This is a genomic window from Streptomyces sp. NPDC050988 (assembly GCF_044456225.1).
GTDB lineage: Bacteria > Actinomycetota > Actinomycetes > Streptomycetales > Streptomycetaceae > Streptomyces.
The window spans coordinates 132,025-151,274 of the sequence record NZ_JBITFQ010000010.1 but is presented as its reverse complement, the minus strand read 5'-3'; the positions used below and the strand labels follow the sequence as shown (position 1 = coordinate 151,274).

The 19,250-nt window shown below is 70.4% G+C and carries 9 protein-coding genes and 1 pseudogene; 6 read left to right on the top strand and 4 right to left on the bottom strand.

Annotation, left to right across the window (positions count from 1 at the left end):
- Positions 1–189 precede the first annotated feature (189 nt).
- From ACIBEI_RS22845 to ACIBEI_RS22835, 3 genes are all read left to right on the top strand, one after another.
- Complete coding sequence (locus ACIBEI_RS22845; protein ID WP_398891609.1) at positions 190–4,752, top strand: SNF2-related protein; 4,563 nt, start codon at positions 190–192, stop codon at positions 4,750–4,752.
- Positions 4,749–5,987, top strand: a complete 1,239-nt coding sequence (locus ACIBEI_RS22840; RefSeq protein ID WP_398891607.1) for a hypothetical protein — start codon at positions 4,749–4,751, stop codon at positions 5,985–5,987. The genes ACIBEI_RS22845 and ACIBEI_RS22840 overlap by 4 nt, the downstream gene beginning before the upstream one ends.
- Positions 5,988–6,523: 536 nt before the next feature.
- Positions 6,524–7,078: an NUDIX hydrolase gene (locus ACIBEI_RS22835; RefSeq protein ID WP_398891605.1), complete on the top strand. Its 555-nt coding sequence runs from the start codon at positions 6,524–6,526 to the stop codon at positions 7,076–7,078.
- A 692-nt stretch (positions 7,079–7,770) separates the two neighbouring features.
- Here ACIBEI_RS22835 and ACIBEI_RS22830 read toward each other — a convergent pair.
- The 4 genes and pseudogenes from ACIBEI_RS22830 to ACIBEI_RS22815 form a co-directional block, all read right to left on the bottom strand.
- Positions 7,771–9,184: pseudogene (locus ACIBEI_RS22830) on the bottom strand (NF041680 family putative transposase).
- Positions 9,185–9,345: 161 nt separating this feature from the next.
- Positions 9,346–10,740, bottom strand: coding sequence for a UDP-N-acetylmuramoyl-tripeptide--D-alanyl-D-alanine ligase (gene murF / locus ACIBEI_RS22825; RefSeq protein ID WP_398891603.1), 1,395 nt, complete (start codon positions 10,738–10,740; stop codon positions 9,346–9,348).
- A 232-nt stretch (positions 10,741–10,972) separates the two neighbouring features.
- Positions 10,973–11,986 (bottom strand): hypothetical protein, encoded by a 1,014-nt coding sequence (locus ACIBEI_RS22820; RefSeq protein WP_398891601.1) that lies wholly within the window; start codon positions 11,984–11,986, stop codon positions 10,973–10,975.
- Positions 11,987–12,165: 179 nt separating this feature from the next.
- The gene (locus ACIBEI_RS22815) at positions 12,166–13,806 is read right to left on the bottom strand and encodes a MinD/ParA family protein (protein ID WP_398891599.1); all 1,641 of its coding nucleotides are present in this window, start codon (positions 13,804–13,806) and stop codon (positions 12,166–12,168) included.
- A gap of 401 nt (positions 13,807–14,207) precedes the next feature.
- Here ACIBEI_RS22815 and ACIBEI_RS22810 point away from each other — a divergent pair, with 401 nt between their 5' ends.
- The 3 genes from ACIBEI_RS22810 to ACIBEI_RS22800 all read left to right on the top strand — a co-directional run bounded on the left by ACIBEI_RS22810 (position 14,208) and on the right by ACIBEI_RS22800 (position 17,951).
- Complete coding sequence (locus ACIBEI_RS22810; RefSeq protein WP_398891597.1) at positions 14,208–14,627, top strand: hypothetical protein; 420 nt, start codon at positions 14,208–14,210, stop codon at positions 14,625–14,627.
- Positions 14,628–15,013: 386 nt separating this feature from the next.
- The gene (locus ACIBEI_RS22805; protein WP_398891595.1) at positions 15,014–15,820 is read left to right on the top strand and encodes a hypothetical protein; all 807 of its coding nucleotides are present in this window, start codon (positions 15,014–15,016) and stop codon (positions 15,818–15,820) included.
- 724 nt (positions 15,821–16,544) lie between these two features.
- Positions 16,545–17,951: a helix-turn-helix domain-containing protein gene (locus ACIBEI_RS22800; RefSeq protein WP_398891593.1), complete on the top strand. Its 1,407-nt coding sequence runs from the start codon at positions 16,545–16,547 to the stop codon at positions 17,949–17,951.
- Positions 17,952–19,250 lie beyond the last annotated feature (1,299 nt).

The window sequence follows — 19,250 nt, the reverse complement described above, 5'->3', positions numbered from 1 at the left end:
TGTCGTCAGCCCCTTGAGGCCTGTGCGGCCAGATGACCTCACGCGCCACGGTGGTGACAGGGGGAAGGGGAAGGCAGTCCGCGCAGGCGGGCCGGTGTGAGAGGGGCATGCGGCGTGGCCGGCTCCGGGCATGAGGCCGTCGATGTAGTTTCTGCCGACGGTGGGGCAGTTGACGATCCCCGGAAGGAGTTGCTGAAGCGGCGTGCCCAGGAAGAGGAACGCCGCCTGCTGCACACCGGTGACGCAGATGCGCTGTCGGCCCTGGACGCCCGCGGGTTCGGGCGGTTGCTGGTGCGTGCCTGCGCGGATCGGATGTTCACGGCGTCGCTGTCCGCCGAGACAGCGCTCCGCGCTTCGGCCGGGCGGCTGACCACGCGCGATGTGCGGCTGATCCTCCTGGAAGCAGACAGCGGCGCAGTCGCCGAGGACGCACGGCAGGCCGTGTGGAACGTGATGGTGAAGCGTCCGGAGGACGCAACCGCAGTGCTGACCTCGCACGACCAGGCCGGTGGCGGCGGGGCGCTCCTGATGCGGAGCAAGAGTCACGAGGGGCAGGCCTGCTGGCGCGCGGGTGGAAGGCTTTTGCACGGCGTGGTGGTGCGCGCTGATCAGAACAGAACGGCCTCGCACCTGGCGGCCCTCAGTTTGCTGGGCCAGCTCAGCGGCGTGCAGCCGGTACCGCAGGGGCCGGTGGCGGACACCGGATGGAAGCCGGTCACCGTCCCGGCTCCGGATCTGCCGGTCCAGCGGACGGACGACCACACCGCGGCGTCCGCCTTCCACGAGCAGCTCAAGCGGATGTGCGCGCAGCCGGTGACGGCGCCGGCAGTCGTGGCGGAGGTCGCGGCCCGGGCCAGGGCCGCCACACTGCAGCCGCGGGACGTGTACGTGGTGCTGTTCGAGACCATGGCCCAGCAGTGGGCTCCGGCTCGGCAGGCCGCGATCGAGGCGGCGGCGCTGCCCGGAGTGGCCCCCAGTGTCCTGTCTCTGCACGCTGCGGCGGCCAGGCAGCCGCAGCCCCAGTACACGTACCAGACGGCGGGCGACTATCAGCCTCCGCGCTTTTCGTGCACGGTCTCCTACGATCCCGGCGACGGCCTGCTGGCCGCGGACTGCGAGACCAAGCGGACCAAGAACCAGGCCCGGGACAGTGCGGCCCTGGCGGTGCTCGCGAAGATCACCGGCCTGGAGGCCACCGACCTCGAACCCGTGGCCGGGCCCGCGCCGGTGCACCGGCTGCCGTCGGGAAAGAACCCGGTCAGTGCCCTGAACGAGCTGGCCCAGGTCGAGGTGATCACTGGCCTGGACTTCCAGGTCACGAGCGGCGTGAGCGGCAAGCAGCCGCTGTTCACATGCGTGGTGTCGTGCACCCGGGCCGGACGCGACTGGACGGCGACCGGACAGGGCGTCGGCAAGACCAGTGCCCGGGAACACGCGGCCGGCGAGCTGCTGCGCCAGCTCGCCCACGACGGCGCATCGGTCACCCCCGCCGCCCCCGCCCCGGCGGTTGGTCGGGCGGTCTCGGTGATTCCGAAGCTCAAGCCGGGAAAGAACCCGGCCTCGGCTGTGCACGAGCTGGTGCAGATTGAGGTCATCTCCGAACTCGACTTCGCCTACGAGGAGACGGGCAAGCCGTCCTTCGCGTGCACGGCGTCCTGCCTCCATGCCGGGACGCTGATGCAAGGCCTGGGCCGCGGCCGGAGCAAGAAGCTGGCCCGCGAAGCCGCTTGCCGTGATCTGCTGACCCGGCTCACGCTCATCGCCGGACCGCCCGAACAGGATGAGGCCGGGCCCGAGGGCTCTGACGGGGCCGCTCAGCGCCCGGACACCGGCCCTGAACTGCCCGCCTGGCCCGTCCTGTCCGGGCCGGAGGCGGCCGAGCTGACGCGGTCGGTGGTGCGGCTGCTGGGCGAGGGCGCGGCGCTGACCGTCGACCTGCGGGGCGGCGAGGCCCGCATGCTGCTGTACCGGCCGGACGGGGCACCGTTGCCCGGACCGTGCCATGCGGAGCTGGCGTCGACGGCGGAGCTGGTCCTGCCGGGCATGGGTGTGGCGGTACGGCGGGTGCCGGTCGGGGTGTGGCGGGTGCCGTGGCGGGTGCTCGTCAACGCACTCGCTGCGCTGGCTCGTCGAAGCGGTGCGGGCGAGCCGGTGCATCCCACCGTGCCGGTGTGGTGGCAGGTGGTGCGGCTGGGCCTGGAGGCGGTGGCGGGCGAACAGGTGTATCCGGGTGCCGACGACGCGGGCCGTGACGTGTGGCGGCTGGGGCCGCTGACGGCGGTGCAGCGGGAGCGGGCCCGGTTGCTGGCCCGCGCGCTGCCGGCCCACGCGCATTGTGTGCCGCTGCCGTCCAAGGCGCCCCCGTACCGGCTGTGGGCGCCGCAGGTGGTGCTGCGTCAGGTCCTTGATGCGCTGGCGGACGCGGTGGTGCGGTCGGCCGGGGCGGCGGCCGTCCACGGCCCCGGCCCGTATACGAGCCCCGCGCCCAGGCGACAGCCCGCAGGGCTGGTCGACTGGGGCGAGAGTGTCGAGCAGCTCGCCGACACCGGCGCGCCCTCGCTGCTGCTGAGCATCAAGCCGCCGCCCGCGAACTCGCCTGCCGACACCGAGCTGCTGTGGGCCGTCCTGCGGATCAAGACCAGCGGCGCCGACGGCCAGTCGCGCGTGGTGGACGCCGCTACGGCGCTGCCTGAGTCCGGAGCCGACCCCTACGTGCTGCGGCAGGTCCGTCGTAGCGTGCGCGCCGGAGCACGGGCCTGGCCGCCGCTGCAGCGCTTACTGGAGACCGATACTCCTGGCCGGTGCACGATCCGGGCGGTCGAGGCCGCGCTGCTGCTGGGCGAGATGGGCGCCGAACTGGCCCGCCTGGGCATTGAAGTGTCCTGGCCCAACCGATGGCCCCAGGCGCTCGGGGTGCACACCATCGTCGGCTCCCGCTCCACCACCTCGCCGCCGGACCGGGAGAACGCCCCGCATCGTTTCGCCCTGGACAACGTCCTGGACTTCCGCTGGCAGTTGACCGTCGACGGCGAGAGCCTCACCGACTCGGAGATGGACGCCATCGCGGGCAGCGGGCGCGCCCTGGTCCAGGTCCGCCAGCGCTGGCTGCTGGTCACCGAGCAGACGGCGCAGCGTGCCGCCCATCGCCGGCTCGATCCGCTGCCGGCCGCGGACGCGCTGACCGCCGCCCTCTCAGGCAGTATCCGCATCGACGGCGTTCTGCATCCGTGCGAGCCGGCCGACGCCCTGGCCGACCTGGTGGAGTTCCTGCGGGTGGGTACGCACCAGCCCGTTGCCGTCCCCGCGGCGTTGCGCGCCGAGCTGCGCGACTACCAGGTCCGCGGCCTGGCCTGGCTGGCGAACACCACCAGGATGGGGTTCGGCGCTCTGTACGCCGACGACATGGGCACGGGCAAGTCCCTGGCCGCGCTTGCCCTGCACCTGCACCGCCGCGAAACCGCGCCCCGCGCCGCTCCCACACTGATCATCTGCCCCGCGTCCATGATCACCGGCTGGGAGCGTGAAATCAGCCGCTTCGCGCCCGCTACCCCGGTTCGTCTCTACCACGGCACCGAGCGCACCCTGGCCGGGCTCACCGACGACACGGTGGTGATCACCACCTACCAGACGCTGCTGCGCGACGGAGACATCCTGGCCGCCCAGCCCTTCGACCTGCTCGTCGCGGACGAGGCTCAGCAGGTCAAGAACCACCTGTCGGCGACCGCCCGGACCCTGCGGCGCCTTACCTGCAGCGCGCGCGTGGCGCTGACCGGGACTCCGCTGGAGAACCGGCTGGAGGACATCTGGGCGCTCATGGACTGGCTCAACCCGGGCCTGTTCGGCACGGTGCGCATCTTCAACGAGCGCTACGGCATTCCCGTGGAGCACGACCCCGTGCACGCGGACGCCACCGCGCGGCTGGCCCGCCTGCTGGGCCCGTTCATGCTGCGCCGCAAGAAGAGCGACGCCCACATCCTCCAAGAGCTGCCCGAGAAGGTCACCAGCCACCGCTACGTCCGCCTGTCCGGCGAGCAGGTCGCTCTGTACGAGGCGGTCGCGCGCGACACGATGGAGCGGATCCGCAGCAGCGGGCCCGTGGAGCGCCGCGGGCTTGTGCTGGCCCTGCTCCAGCAACTGCGGCAGATCTGCAATACCCCCGCCCACTACCTGCGGGAAACCCCTTCCGCGGAAGGCTACGACCCGGATGCCGCCGCCGTACGGTCGGGCAAGCTCGCCGCCCTCGACGACCTGGTCGCCCAGATCCGTGAGACGAACGAGTCGGCCCTGGTTTTCACCAACTACGCCGCCATGGGCCGCCTCCTGGTCACACACCTGAGGGCGCGGGGTATCGGCGAGCCGCTGTTCATCCACGGAAAGATCCCCCCGGGCCGGGCACGGCAGAAGCTCATCGACGCCTTCCAGAACCGGCACAGCCCTCTCATGGTCCTCACCATCAAGGCCGCGGGCAGCGGCCTGACCCTCACCGAGGCCGCGCACGTCGTGATGTACGACCGACCCTGGAACCCGGCCGTCGAGGACCAGGCCATCGACCGGGCCCATCGCATCGGGCAGACCAAGAGCCTTCAAGTACACCGGCTTACCAGCGAGTTCAGCATTGAAGACCGCATCGACGCGCTGTTGGAGCACAAGCGGGCGCTGGCGGACGCGGTCCTGTCCGGCGGGGAGACGGCACTGACCGAGCTGACCGACGCCGAACTCGCCGACCTCATCACGCTGGGAGCCCGCACATGAGCGCCGCCGTCCCGTCCACCGCATGGGCCGACGCCTTCGAGGACGCGCACAAGCAGGCCACCTCCAGCCACACGGTCCTCCTCCAGGGCTACGCCGTACACCTGTCCGGCGACTTGGGGCCTCTGGAGGTCGAAGTGGGACGGGTCCGTGCACTGGTCACCCCTCGCCACGAGGAGCCCTGCCAGGCTGCCATCCACGTCACCGCTCTCTCGGAGGCCGAGGAGCACACCGTCACCGGTGCGCTCGCCGCCGGCCGCCACCGCAACGCCGTCCTCGGCGGTCAGCTTCCGGCCGCCCTCCTGCAGCCGGAGGCAACCGGCGAGGTCGCTCTTGGCCCCGCGCCCGAACAGATCTCCTTCACCTGCGCCTGCCACCAGGCCCCCTGCCAGCACACAGCCGCCCTCGGCCACGCGCTCGCCCAGCACCTGCGCGCCCAGCCCGCGGCCTGGTTCATCCTGCGCGGCCTGCCTCCCAGTCGCCTCGCTGCGCAGCTGTCCCGCTCCGCCTACTCCCCCACCAGCGCCTCTGCCCCGGCACCGGCCTCGACGGCACCGGTGAAGGACACCCCGGCCGCCCCCGCCAGGGCCTACCTCAACGCGCACCACGTCTTTCAGGCCCAGCCCGCCCCGGTCCCCAGCACCGCCCCGGCCACGGGTTCCGAGCCGGTCCAGCCGCTCCTGCACGACCACCGCCTCGCCCCACCGCCTCAGGGCACCGACCTGGAGCAGCTGCGCCACCTCGCCGCCGAGGCCGCACGCCAGGCCGCCGCCCTCCTGGCCGACGGCACCGCGCTGGAGAGCGACCCCGTCACCGACGCCGTCCGCCGCACCACCGCCCTCGCCCCGGGCCGGCGCACCGACGACACCGCCTACCGGCTCGGCCTCGAACCGGCCGTCCTGCGCCGCCTGCTGAGCGCCTACGGCCACGGCGGCACGCCCGCCGTGCACACCGCCCTGCACCCGCAGCCTGCCCCGCCCGGCGCCCTGGGCGCCGCCGTGAAGGCCATCACTCCGCTCCGGCCCTCGTCCCGCACGCCCCTGGCCACGCACGGCAACCAGATCACCGACACCGCGCTCGGCATCGCTGTGCGCTACGGCCCCGACGCCCGCTGGTACCCCTTCGGTGCCAGTGAGCAGGACTGGGAATGCCTCGCCCCGCCGGCCGACAATCCGGCCACCGCCTACCGCGCAGCCCTCGCCGCGAGACGTTCGCGTGCCCGCGCCTCATGGGCCTGACCCACCGCGTCGGGACTTGTGCGAAACCTTGCACGGAACTGGGCGCACGGGGCGTCGCGTGCGGACCCTCGCCCATGCCCTGAGCGACCTTGGGGTCCGCATCGGACCGACCGCTCCTCTCCGACGGGGCGGGAGAACTATCTCGGCGTTCTCAAGTCGCGCGAGCGCGTTCTTTCGGTTTCCCCTCCGCACACGCTGACCTGCCGCACCCATTGGTACTCGTTCTCGGGATGAGTGTGGGTCGAGGAGGAACCACGCAGAGAGTGCGGTTGGTGTCACGTGACCGCCGGGACCGGTGCCGTGCGTGTCGGACGCGGCGAGGTCGACGCCATCAAGGTCATGGTCAAACCCCTTGGTGGCTCCGCCTCCGAATTCGGCGGCGAGCACGCCCGCAAGTAGCTACCGGCCAGCCCGAGCCCTCATCGCGTACGCCATCCACTCGGATGCGACGGGCTCAGCTTGTTCCCCGGACAAGGTGTTGACTTCTGCTCTCATCCACCCGGTGCTGACTGTGAGGGGTCGATAGGGTACGGGTTGTGACTGATGAGCGTGATGCGTTGCAGTGGACGCTACTGGGTGAGCGTCCTGAGTCGGCCGGGTTTTTGAAGGTGGGGTGCCGGACGTACCGGTACCCCGATGGCCGGGAGGATCAGTGGGACATCCTCCACGGTCCGCGGACAGTGGCGATCGTGGCGCTGACCGACGATGGGCAGGGGGTTTTGGTGCGCCAGTTCCGTCCGGGCCCGGGCCGGGTACTGGCGGAGCTGCCCGGAGGCATCGTCGAGCCGGAAGAAGGCGTCGAAGTGGCGGCCGCCCGGGAGCTGTTGGAGGAGACGGGGTATCAGGCGGGCTCGGTCGAGGTCGTGATGCGGACCTTCTTGGCCTCCTACGCCACTCATGTGCGGCATGCGGTGCTGGCGCGGGACTGCCGTCGGGTGGCCGAGCCGCAACCGGACCAGGCGGAGTTCGTGGAGCCGCTTATCCTCCCGCAGGGCGAGTATGTGGCGCACATCCTGTCGGGGCAGCTGACGGACACGGACATGGGGCTGGCCGGGCTGGTGGCTGCCGGGCTGCTCAAGCCGACCGTTTGAAGGGTTACTGTGCCGTCCCGCCCGCCGGGTGGTTGAGGGCCGTGGCGACCCGTCTTTTGGGCCAAGCACTCACAGTTGCCACAACCACCGGATCCGCCCGCAACCTGCGCGCGGTACTAAATGTCGTCACCGCGCACCAGCCGCAGACCCGCGGAAGTGCCTGAAAGTCGAGCCCGCGCCATAAGCGGGCGGCGCTGCAACGCCAGGAACCTGTCGTGATCGAATTCTCCGGGACGCTCACTTCCTCCTTGCCGCATCGAGCCTGTGCCGTTACCGGCGACAGACCACCAGGTGTTGATGGTCTTTACGCGCCCTCCTCGGCGGGCTGGGCGACGGCCACCGAGCGGCCAATGCCGATCTGCGGGAGCGGAGTAAGGGCCCAAACGCGGCATCCGGCCGTTGCTCTGACCATCCCCCGTCGCGGCAGGCGGTGCCCGGCGAAGCAGGTGATGATCCCGCGAAGCGACGCTCCGCCCTCGCGTTGATCGGCGGCACGGCCTCATGGGCCGGGGCGGGCGGCCGCGCGGCCGAGCGGGCCCTACAACGCGCCGCTGACTCGCGAGCGTTCCCGCCACCGTGCAACGGCGTTTTAGCCGCGCAGCCGTCACTATCGCTGAGCTGGTGAAACGGACTTTCGTTCAAGCCCCACCGCGTCACCGTCTGAATGCTGTGCTGCGGCCTAAGCTTGATCATTAACCTCGCTGCTGTTTCAGGCGCACGTGTTCGGTGAGGGTTTCGATTCGTTTCACGGTCTTTCCAGGTTCGTGACGTGGGGCTGAGCTGCGGTTCTTCGAGCCGGGTGGGCGTCCGGGGCCGGGCTTGGAGGGTCTGGGCACGTCGGCGGGACGGGCGGTCTTCACGCGGAGGTGGCGGAACCCCCGGCGGACCCGGGCAGGGGTGAGCCGACGAGGCTGCGCCGGCCGCTCCCAGGGCCGACGAAGATCCTCGGCGAGTGGCCGGGCAAGGCGGAGTTGGGTGTGGGCGGCGATGATCAGCCACGTCCACAGGTCGGCCGTGTGCGGGTCGCGGACCTTGGGGACGGTCCAGCCCAGGGTCTGTTTGAACAGCCGGAAGGTGTGTTCAAGATCGAACCTGCGGAGGAACGCCTGCCAGCGCAGGTCGACGTCTGCGCCGGTCATCCCGGTGCGCGAGGACCACAGCCACACCGGCTTCGGGTTGCGGTCACCGGGCAGGTGCTCAACCTTCAGACGGATCAACGTGCCGTGGATCAAAGGGAGTTCACCGCAGTGGTCGAGCCAGGGGCCACGGGCCTGCAATCGGGGGTGCATCCGGTCCCAGGCGAGGGCGTCGGCCGTGCCGTAGCGGGTGGTGTCGCACGTCGTGGCCTGGTCAGGGGTGTGCCAGGACTCCGGCTTGGAGAAGGTGAGGACGCCGCCGTGCTTGCGGGGCTGTCCGCCGCGTGGGGTGGAGCGGCGTGGGCCGGCGTCCCGGAGCATGACGCGGTCCGAGCGGAGTCGGCCGACCAGCTCGACGGGCAGGTCGGCCAGGACGTAGGCGAGGCGGGTGACGTCGTAGCCGGTGTCCATGACGACGAGGATGTCCGCGTCGCCCGGCCGCCATTGCCCGGCATGCACAAGCCGGGTGACCACCTCCCGCAACTGGGTGGCGGTCACCGCGGTGGCATCGTCGGACGGCCCCAGCCGGATCGCGTCCAGCACGGCCGTCCAGGACGTGCGTCCCGTCTCCAGCGCGGCGACGAAGGAGTAGGGCCAGCCGGGGATGAACTGATCCGCGCTGCGGCCCCGTCCGTAGACGTGGCAGAACAGCAACTCCGGACTGGTGGGGGCGTCGGGTCGCAACCAGTTGCTCACGTCCACCGCGAGTACGATCCGCCCGTCGGCGGCACGCGGCAGCGGCGTGGAGGCCAGCAGCCTGCGCAGGCGGCGCGGTTCCAGCCAGCCATGGTTGACCGCGTCGTACATCGCTCCGTGCCCACGCCGGTGCTCGGCCGTGAGCGTCAACTCGACCAGCGACGTCACCGGGCCGTCCGAGCACAGCACCGCGTCGGTCAGCTCGAAGAGCGCATCCGCCCGGGTGTAGAGGCTAGTCGTAGAACTGGACACGAAAGTGGGACAGGACACCCAACGCGGCGTCAGCGGACTGTTCAGCGGCGAGACTCTTCACCAGCGGCCGTTCCTTCACGCGACGTTGCTCGACACCTCGAAGCGTGAAGAACGGCCGCCCTGCTGTCCCGGGAACGAACCAAGATCAGCGGGTCAGGTGAACGGCCGAGGTTAAACACCAAGCTAAGCGCCGGCGGGCTCGGGGTCCGGCTGCACCAGTGCCTCGGCGAGCTGTTGCAGCTGGACCCCACGGGACGCCTTGACCAGAACGACGTCTCCGGCACGGAGCGTGGTGCGCAGCAGGTGCAGCGCGGCGTCCTGGTCGGGCAGGTGCACGGCCTTCGCCCCAGCCTCGCGTGCGGCCTGCTGGATCCATCCGGCCTCGTCCCCTCCCACCACGATGAGCTGGTCCAGGTGCAGGCCGGCCGCGTGCCGGCCGACGTCCTCATGCGCGGCGCGGGCGCCGTCTCCGAGTTCGTTCATCCGGCCCAGGACGGCGATAGCCCGCTGATCATGGCCGCGGGCCATCGCCGCGAGCGCGTCGAGGGAGGAGCGCATCGAGTCCGGATTGGCGTTGTAGGCGTCGTTGATGATCGTGACGCCGTCGGCCCGGGTGTGAGTCTCCATGCGCCACCGGGACTTGGTGGTGGCCGCGGACAGCAGGCCGGCGATCTGGGCGCCCGCGAGGCCGGCTTCGCGGGCGACGGCAGCTGCGGCGAGGCTGTTGTAGACCTGGGGCCGGCCGATGAACTGCAGCCGAACGGCCGCGGTGCCCTCGGGCGTGTGGAGGGTGTAGGACGGCTGCCCCTGCTCGTTCAGGGTGACGTCCGTGGCGCGGATGTCCGCCGTCTCGTCCAGGCCGTAGGTGACGACGCGGGCCTTCGTCCGCTCGGCCATGTTCCGTACACGCGGGTCGTCGGCGTTGAGGACGGCGATCCCGCCTTCGGGAAGGGCTTCGACGATCTCGCCCTTGGCCAGGGCGATGTTGTCCTGGCCGCCGAACTCGCCGACGTGGGCGGTGCCGACGTTGGTGACGACGCTGATCCGGGGCGGGGCGATCTGGGTCAGGTCCCGGATGTGACCGATCTTCCTCGCGCCCATCTCCAGCACCAGGTAACGGGTGGAGGGGTCGGCCATGGTGATGGTGAGCGGCAGGCCGATCTCGTTGTTGAAGCTCTGCGGGGTGGCCACGGTGGTTCCGGCGGCGGGCAGGAGCTGGGCGATGAAGTCCTTGGTGGAGGTCTTGCCGGCCGAGCCGGTGATCGCGATGACCTGGGTGTCGGTAAGGGCGTTGCGGACGAGGTAGCCGCCCAGGCGCGCGAACGCGGCGAGGACGTCGTCGACGACGATCGCAGGGACGCCGACGGGCCGGGTGGCTAGGGCGGCCACGGCGCCGTTCGCGGCCGCCTGCTCCGCGTAGTCGTGCCCGTCGCGGGCGCTGCCCGCCAGGGCGATGAACAGCGAGCCGGGCTTGGCCTCGCGCGAGTCGAACACGGCGGGCTCGAAGACGAGGGCCTCCGGGGCGGGGGCGTCGGTCAGGCGACCGCCGGAGACCTCGGCGATGGTCGACAAGAGCATGGGCTGCACAGGCTTCTCCCAGGTCAAGAGATTTGCTTGGACGCTACCGGGCTGTGCGGCTGACGGGCGGTCACGACGAGGCTGCGGAAGGGCATGTGACTGTGGTCCGGCAGTTTCTCCCCCGCGCCGCGTGATCGGGCTGGTCCGGGAAGCATCGCCGACGCGGCCCGCCGTCAGAAGGAGGGTGGGGCACCGGGGCCCTGCGCGGCCCCGGTGCTGTACCCACCTTGCCTCAGCGGGAGTCGGTCTGGGCGTAGCGGTAGTCCAGAATGTCGGGCTGGCCTTTCTCGGGCAGGAGTACCAGGGCTTCGCCCTGGAATACGTCGACCGTCACCGGGCGCGGCGACTTGTTGTACACCGAGCCGACCTTCCCCGGGGTGATCTGCAGGCCGGGCTGCAGGACGAGGCTCTCCTCGTTGTGCGCGAGGGGTGCGATCGCGAGGACTCCGTCACGCGTGCGCAGGGCGTACACCCTCTCGTGGACCGGGGTTTTGGGGAAGAAGCTCACCTTGGCCTGCGATCCCAGGCTTTTGCCGCGCTCCCGGTAGGTCTTGAGGATGCTCTTGACGGTCTCGCTCGTCCGGGACAGGGGGGCGCCCTGCTTGGTGCCGCCGGTGGCGAAGAGGTCCTCCACGGCCGCGGGGACGCCGTCCGGTGCGAGTGCTCCCACGGAGGTGGCCGCCGGGGCAGTCCGGATGACGCCGTCGGTGGTCTGCACCGGCGGCAGGGCTTTGGCGGGGAACAGGGACACGACCTTCTTCCACCTGTTTTCGGTGGCGGGCGACTTCTCGAACACCATCACCGTGTGGTTCTTACCGTTGGTGGTCGCCTGGGCCGCGAACCAGTTGCCCCCGGCCGGCAGGTAGAAGGTGCGGTCGGTGAAGGTGAACGGCTTGCCGTAGTCCTTCTGTTCCTTCTCGCTCAGCGTCTCGAACTGCTCGAACTCGGCCTTGCTGCGCGCGTACAGCTGCCCTGCTTCCACCGTGGCCAGGAGCTTGGCGTCGCGGGTCGCGTTCGCACGGTTGTTCACGTCCTGGTACGTGTCGAGGACCGTGTTGGCCTCGCTGAGGGTGACAACGCCCCGAGGAACAGGGCTCGCGGTGGCGGAGGGCGTGTGCGGGGCCGGTTCGCGGTCGTTGGAGGGAGCGCCGCTCGCGCAGGCGGCCAGGGTCAGGGCAGTGGTCAACCCGATGGCGGCGGCTACGGCCCGTGTGGCGTGGGCGCGGGGTTCGGCGGTGTGGGGCATGCGGGTTCTCCTCGGTGGCGACTGCGGCTCCGAGCAGCCTGCGGCCACATCAGGCCCTCCCTGCCTCGGTGCGCCAGGCATTCCCGCACGGCGGGAGACGGGTTGAACTCCTCTCCCCCGAGGCGGACTTGCCGCGTCATCGCGCTGCCCTCGCCCGGCCTGGTCTGTGCGCCGGGCGGTCAGTGCGGTTGCTGCGGGAAGGGGTTGTGCTGCGGGTGCCCGGGGGTCATGCCGTAGCCGTGCTGCTCGGCCGGCTGGGGCGGGAAGGGGTAGGCCGCCGGGGCGGCGGGAGCGGTGGCGGGCGGGGTGGTCCTGCGGGTGGCGAAGCCCTCGGCGACAAGGGTGGACAGGTTCAGATAGGCCTCGCGCGTCTTGGGCCGCATCAGGTCCAGGTCCACTTCGGCGCCGACCGCCAGGTGCTCGTCGAAGGGGACCGAGACGACACCGCGGCATCGGGCGGAGAAGTGGGCCACGATGTCCTCCACCTTGATCATCTTGCCTTTCTCGCGTACGCCGGAGACCACCGTCAGGCCCCTGCGCACCAGGTCCGCGTAGCCGTTGGCGTTGAGCCAGTCCAGGGTGGTGCTGGCGCTGGAGGCGCCGTCCACCGACGGGGTCGCGACGACGATCAACTGCTCGGCCAGGTCGAGGACTCCGCGCATCGCGCTGTAGAGCAGGCCGGTGCCGGAGTCGGTGAGGACGATCGGGTACTGGCGGCCCAGGACGTCGATGGCGCGGCGGTAGTCGTCGTCGTTGAAGGTGGTGGAGACGGCGGGGTCGACGTCGTTGGCGAGGATCTCCAGTCCGGAGGGGGCCTGTGAGGTGAAGGCGCGGATGTCCATGTAGGTGTTGAGGGTGGGGATCGCCTGCACCAGGTCGCGGATGGTCGCTCCGGTCTCGCGCCGCACCCGCCGTCCGAGGGTGCCGGCGTCCGGGTTGGCATCGATGGCCAGGACCTTGTCCTGGCGCTCGCTGGCGAGCGTGGCGCCGAGCGCCGTGGTGACGGTGGTCTTGCCGACGCCGCCCTTGAGGCTGATCACGGCGATCCGGTAGCAGGCGTGAACCGGGGTGCGGATGAGCTCCAGCTTGCGCTGCGTCTCGGCGACTTCCCGCGCACCGCCGAGACGGAAGCGCGAGGGGCGGGTTCCGGGGCGGGCGCTGCGCGGCTTGGGCGGGGCCCCGCGCAGGAGACGTTCGGAGGACAACTCGGTTGCGGCGCTGTGCCCCAGCGGTGCTTGCGCCGGGCCGGGAGGGGCCTGGTGCGCCGGCATGTACGTGGGTGCGGGGGAAGGCGGTTGCGCAGGGGCTTGTGCGGCGGGCGGCATGGCGGCGGGCGCGGTGTGCTGCGGCGGCCAGGCCGTGGCCGCGGGTGCAGGGCTGGAGACCGGGAACGCGGGCGCCGTGGGCGCGGCAGGGGCGGGGTGCGTGACGGCGGGCGGGTATCCGTATCCGTCCTGCGCGGAGGGCGGCCCCTGCTGCGGGTACGCGGCCGCCGGAGGCGGCGCGGGGTAATTCGCCGGCGAGGGCTGCGCGGGCGGCACCGGCTCCGGGTGCGGAGGGTGCTGGACGGGGCCGGGCTGGCCGGGCCAGGAGGTGGGCGCGGCTTGTACGGGGGCCTGTTGCGGTTGGGGAGCGGCCGGGCTCGGTGCCGGGGGCGTGGTGGCGGGCCCGGGCTGGGGGGCGGCCTGGCCGTACCAGTCCGGGCCCGTGTAGGTGACGGCGAAGGGCCCGTGATCGGGAGCGGCGTCGTCGCCGTTGGCCGGCTGGCTCTGTGCGCTCGGGGCCCAGCCCGCGTCTCCCCCTGCCGGCTGGCTGTACATGTTTCCTCCTGATCTGAGCCACCGCCGTGTGGGCGGTGCTGTTCGCGGCGTCGAGCATGGGTCTGATGCGGGACCAGGAGGTGAGCGGCGCTGCGGATCCGGCGCTCTGGCCGGCCCCTTGACCGCGGCTGTGCGCTCACGCCCGCCTTCTTCGACGTCTCCCCTTCTGGACCTTTGGTTCGGTGCAGTACGGCCCAGCGTGCCCGAGGAGCTACGGGTGATCGGCGTGCCAGCGCGCTTCTTCCCGCCGGGAGGAACACCAGTTGCGATCAGATCCCGCCCGCTGCCACCGGACAGGCCTGGAGGTCCTCGCGGCCACCGGGCGCGTGTGTAGGTGGGTGGGTGGGTGGGTGGGTGGGTGGGTGGGTGGGTGGGTGGGTGCGGGAGATGCCGCCCGGGTTGTGGCAGCTGCCGAGATCCAGGACGAGGGGCACGGGATGGAATGGATGCGAAGGCGCCGCAGGCTGAACGTCGCCGCGGGCATCGCCCGGATCGAGCTGGTGTGCGCGCCCTCCGTATGGTCGGCGATGCTCACCCGATGCGCCCGCCGGTACGGCACCGTGCACTTCGCCGAGGGCATGCAGCAACCGGCCGGCGCCGGACTCGTGTTCGTGGAGCTGTCCGGGGTCGAACTGTCGGAGCTGATGGATGTCGCGGCTCGAAGGGGCCGCTGGTGGAGCCGGGAAGACCCTCCCGGCCGCGCCCTGTGCCGCGCCGTCTACCGGGCCGCGTCCGCTGTCGTCGACGAGCTCGGCCCCGGCTACGACACATGCGTGACGATCCCTCCGATCACCCTTTCCGCGGGCGCAGGGACTTCATAGGTCTGCCTGGTCCCGCTGGGCGAGCGTGTCATGCAGGCAGAGGCCTACACCAGTCGCATTCCATTTTGAGGCGAATGCCGGACTCGACGGACACACATCTCCCCTTCGACGGAGGAATCGCACGTCGGACGACGACTATCTATCGACATTTTAATCGTGAAAGTTTCCACACATCTGACGTGCAGTGACAGCCGTGAACGCGTCGATACCCGGATCTTCCGCCACAAGGTCAAGGGGAATGCTCACAATCCGTCACAGGAAGAGGGTCTTCCGGAAGGGGGTGTTCCTGGTCAACCCCGCTTGCACCCAGATAGAGATCTTGTGGACAGACCAACAGCACCAACCGCCCTGGCTGACGTGCTGAATTGGCGCAACGGGGAGGGATCGTGGACACCGGCACACGCCGTTCGCATCAGCGCAAGGAGCGCGACCGCACGAACGCAGTACTCCATGCCCTGCTGCAACTCGGCCCGGGTCCGCACAAGTCCGCCGCAATCACCGCCCGCACGACCATGGACGAAGAAGAAGTCCGCCGACGGCTGCTGCAGCTCTTCAAGGCCAAGGTGTGCTACCGGCCCCGCTTCGGGTACTGGGAACTGCGCCCCACCGCGGCCGCCCCGACCGACACACCGGGGCTCGTGCACCCCAGCACCACTCCCCTGCTGGACGCCCCCCTCCTCCTCGAAGGCCTTCACAACCGCACCCAGCAGATCGTGCTGCTGCACACCTACTCCCCCGTCACCGGCGAGCGCCTGTGCATTGCCGCCGCCGGCGCCCACGACGAGCACCTCCGTCGCGAACTGGGCTTCACCCCCGGGGCCGTGCACAGACTCAGCCGGGCCCCCCTCGACTCCGACGCGCCGGGCCTGGTCATGCTCGCCAACCTCGCCAGCCACGACACCCCGCTGCGTGAGGACCTGCGCCAGATCCGATCCACCCAGGTCGCGCTCACCGAGTCGCCGCTGCCCGGCTGGATCCTGGTCTCCGTCCCCCTCCGCCGCCTACCCGGCGCCCCGGCTACCCCCGGCGCCGAGCCGCGGGTGGTCGCCGCCGTCAGCATCCTGGCCCCCGCTCACGCGCAAGGCGACCCCGTCGCCGCCTACGGGCGGCTGATGCACAACGCCGAGCGGGCGGCCATCGAGACCAGCATCGTCATCGACCACCCGCGCTTCGCGGTTGCCCAAGTCGCGTGACCCAGGCCCGGGCCGCCTGCCTCTCACCAGCCATGCAGCGGCCCCTCCGACGCCCGCACAGCGGTCCACGCTGCCGGGCGCATACGCATGTTGGCCTCGACACAGCCCACACCCAGCCAAGGAGGGCGACGTGTCAGTCAGGAACGGCAGACCACTACGCAGGGAGCATCCGATGACCTAGCTCCCCGCGGCCCCGGTGCTGTCTGCCACTACACACCGGGCCCGGCCTCGCGCTCGATGCGGTGTGCCACCACCCCATCAACCGCCGGCCCTTCGTCATCGCCCGACCTGCCAGTCGAGCGAGTCCCGGCTTCTCCTTGCCGAAGGAGCCGGGCGAAATCACTCCCACTCCGGAGCTCGCGCCCCTGCCAAGGGGCTTCGACGTTCCACGACACCGGGAACGGATCGCGTTCATGATGCAGCAGACTGCTGCCGCTTGTCACCCACCCCTGCCCCAATCACCCCGATATGCCCTCCGCGCGGGCCTCCTTTTTGGCCCTTCGCAATGGCACGCCCGGTCCGCAGCGGCGGCGCCGCCCCCGTGTCCGCACCTGCTCTCCATCTGCGCTTCGTGGTGTTCTGCGGGGGTGCTGTGATCATGGTCAGTTCGATAGCCGCCCGCCCGGCGACTGGAGCGCGGCTGGTCCCCCCGGCCCGCTCCCCCATCCGGTCTCCCGCTGGTCACTCGTCGCAGCCCGTGCACCAGACGCCCTGGGAGCTGCAGGTGGCTCAGTCCGGCCTCAGCGGTCACTCGCGGGAACAGTCGCTGCGCAGGACCGGGCTCCTGACCGCGCTACCGCCCCTGTCCTCGCGCATGCACAAGCTCCTCGTCCTCGGCGACAAGGACGCCGCGTACGAAAGAGGCAACCTCCAGCGCGGCGGGAAGAACACGGCCACGTCCGACCACGCCTGGGCAATGACCCGCGCCCTGGCCGCCGACGCCGTCCGCGCGGGGTGGAACCGCTCCTCCTTCATCCAGGTCATGCTCGACGGGCCGTACAAGGCCGGACAGCACGCGCGCACCCTCCAGCACCGCCGCGGCTACGACAAAGCCTCCGCCTGGCTCCAACGGGCCTGGGACGGCGCACAGCACTACATCCGCTCCACCGACCCCATCAGCACCCGACAGGACTTCCACGCCGCACTGGCCGCCTTCCGCTCGCGCATCGAGTGCACCCCCTGGAAAGGCATCGCCGGCAAGACCGACCTGCGCAACCTCATCGCCCGCATGGAGATCTGCACCCAGGCCGGAAGCTGGGACCACACCGTCTCCGAACGCGATCTCGCCGAACGGATGGGCTGCAGCCGCACCACCGCCCACAACTCCAACCAGCGCCTCCTCAACGCCAAGCTGCTGCGCCAGCTCGACAACGGCTCCACCACTGAAGGCGCCCGCTGGATGCTCATCTCCCGGCTGCCTTCCACGACGTCTCACCACTGGTCCACCCCCAAAGGGCCGGAGGCTGGGGGGGCCATGAGTGGCCCAGACGTGAGACAACCCGATCCCGGCGCCGACATCGACTCCCGGACAGCCGGCCAGCTGATGCACCTCGACGCCTTCGCCCACCACGGCCTGGGAGGCAGCGGACTCGCCGTTCTGGCCGCCCTCGCAGAGCAAGACGGCCAGAGTCTGACCGAACTCCGGTCGAGCGCCTCCATCTCCCGTGCGACCGCCTACCGACAACTCGAGAAGCTCAAGTCCCTCGGCCTCATCCGCCACGAGGGAGAGCTCTACCACCTCTCCCCCACCGCCCTCGAAGGCATCGGCACGCAGACCCCGGACTGCACCGACCCAGTCTCCGGATGGCCTCAAGCCGCAGAACGCCTGGGCAGCGCCGGGACGAGCGCACGCCGACGCAAGCACCACGAGGCACAGCGGGTCCGCTGGCACCACGAGCAGGCGCGACTCGCTGAGCGCCGCCGTGCAGCGAGCCAGGAACCACTCCCGCACCCGGCCATAGCGCAGCCGGAGCACGTCCGCGCCGACGGCTGCGCAATCGACCCGGCCACGGGCGCGCCCATCACAGGGCTGTATGTCGCCTCGGATGGCTGTTGGGTCTGGGATGAGTCAGAGTCTGTCGATGGGCGAGGTGCCGCCGGGCAGCCGGAGCCGTTCCAGAGCTCGCCGTGACCGGTTGCGCAGCGGACAGATGCGTGGGCTGTGCGTGCTCTGCTCTGGCCGAGCTCTACTTGAGCGCATCCGCAGTGGTGGTCTCGATCAGCGTCACACCCAAAATTACATCTCACTCCTTACGGGATGGCTGAAGCGACCTTCGAGGATCCGAAGAAGGCCCTGAATGCCCGCCTGAGGGCCTAACTCGCCCCCGGGGAGCACACACCCCAGTGACACCCAGTTCGGCCGGTAGGCGGGAATTCCGGAAAAGCCGCAGGTCAGAGCTGCAGTCCAAGGCGGGAGCGAGAGCGTTTTCACCCTTTCGCGCCTTTTCGGTGGTCGACGCAATGGATCGCGCTCGGCCCAACTCGTCGGGGAGAGAGACCCACTCACCACCTCCAAGTCACGGGTCATTGGACGCCACGCTCCTTCAGTCTGGATGACAACGGCACCGTCTTACGTGCCGCGCGAGACGTCACCGGGGACCACCTCACCATCCCGGACCACGCGCCCGTCCTTCCCGCAGAGCCGTCAACTCCGGCCGCGTCTAGCGCTTTTCGGCCCGTCGACAGCCTCCCTGCAGGGAGCGAACACTCGCTCGGGGCATGAAGGATGGGCTGGCTGGGTCTCTCCAGGGGTGCCGGCCCCGGACGCGAGGGAAGGGGCCCAGGACTACGGTGCAACGAATATCTCTATCCCAAGTCAGCGCTCGTACATGCGCCTTCCGGGTCACGCGCCTGCGTCAGCTGCTGCGCGCAGCAGCTGGAATGACCACAGCACTGGGATCAAGATGCAAGCCCACTACCCACAAGATGATCGCTTGCTCAGGGGATTCCATTTCGATGAGGACCTCAACCCCGGGGCGCAGCTCTGCACCAAACCTGGGAAGCCCTCAGCTCTTCACGGCCGCATCAACACGATGCACCATTCTCCCCAGTCCTCGGGTCCTCGTTGGCCTTCGCTATGCAGCCTTCCTTCCCCGTCCTGACACGGGCCCTCCAAACTGGATCCGGTCATCGATGGTCGCCTTCTCGCGTTCGCTAGGGCAGCATCTGTGAGCTTGAGCTATGGCAGGCCGTACGGAAGTCGAGGACTCAGGAGGCGTCCCACGCGCTAGGCACCCCTTCAGCCGGCCGCCTGTTCAGTGCGCAAGCGCCTCCTACATCCCGGCCACAGCGAGTAGCGCTCAACTCCGAGCCGCCTCCAACCAGGACGGCCACGGTCGCCTTCTCGCGTTCGCTAGGGCAGCATCTGTGAGCTTGAGCTATGGCAGGCCGTACGGAAGTCGAGGACTCAGGAGGCGTCCCACGCGCTAGG

What these genes read in the sequence shown, in the direction of transcription:
- murF (WP_398891603.1), bottom strand. Translation starts at nt 10,740, where the DNA reads ATGCTCTTGTCGACCATCGCCGAGGTCTCCGGCGGTCGCCTGACCGAC.
- ACIBEI_RS22815 (WP_398891599.1), bottom strand. Translation starts at nt 13,806, where the DNA reads ATGTACAGCCAGCCGGCAGGGGGAGACGCGGGCTGGGCCCCGAGCGCA.
- ACIBEI_RS22820 (WP_398891601.1), bottom strand. Translation starts at nt 11,986, where the DNA reads ATGCCCCACACCGCCGAACCCCGCGCCCACGCCACACGGGCCGTAGCC.
- ACIBEI_RS22840 (WP_398891607.1), top strand. Translation starts at nt 4,749, where the DNA reads ATGAGCGCCGCCGTCCCGTCCACCGCATGGGCCGACGCCTTCGAGGAC.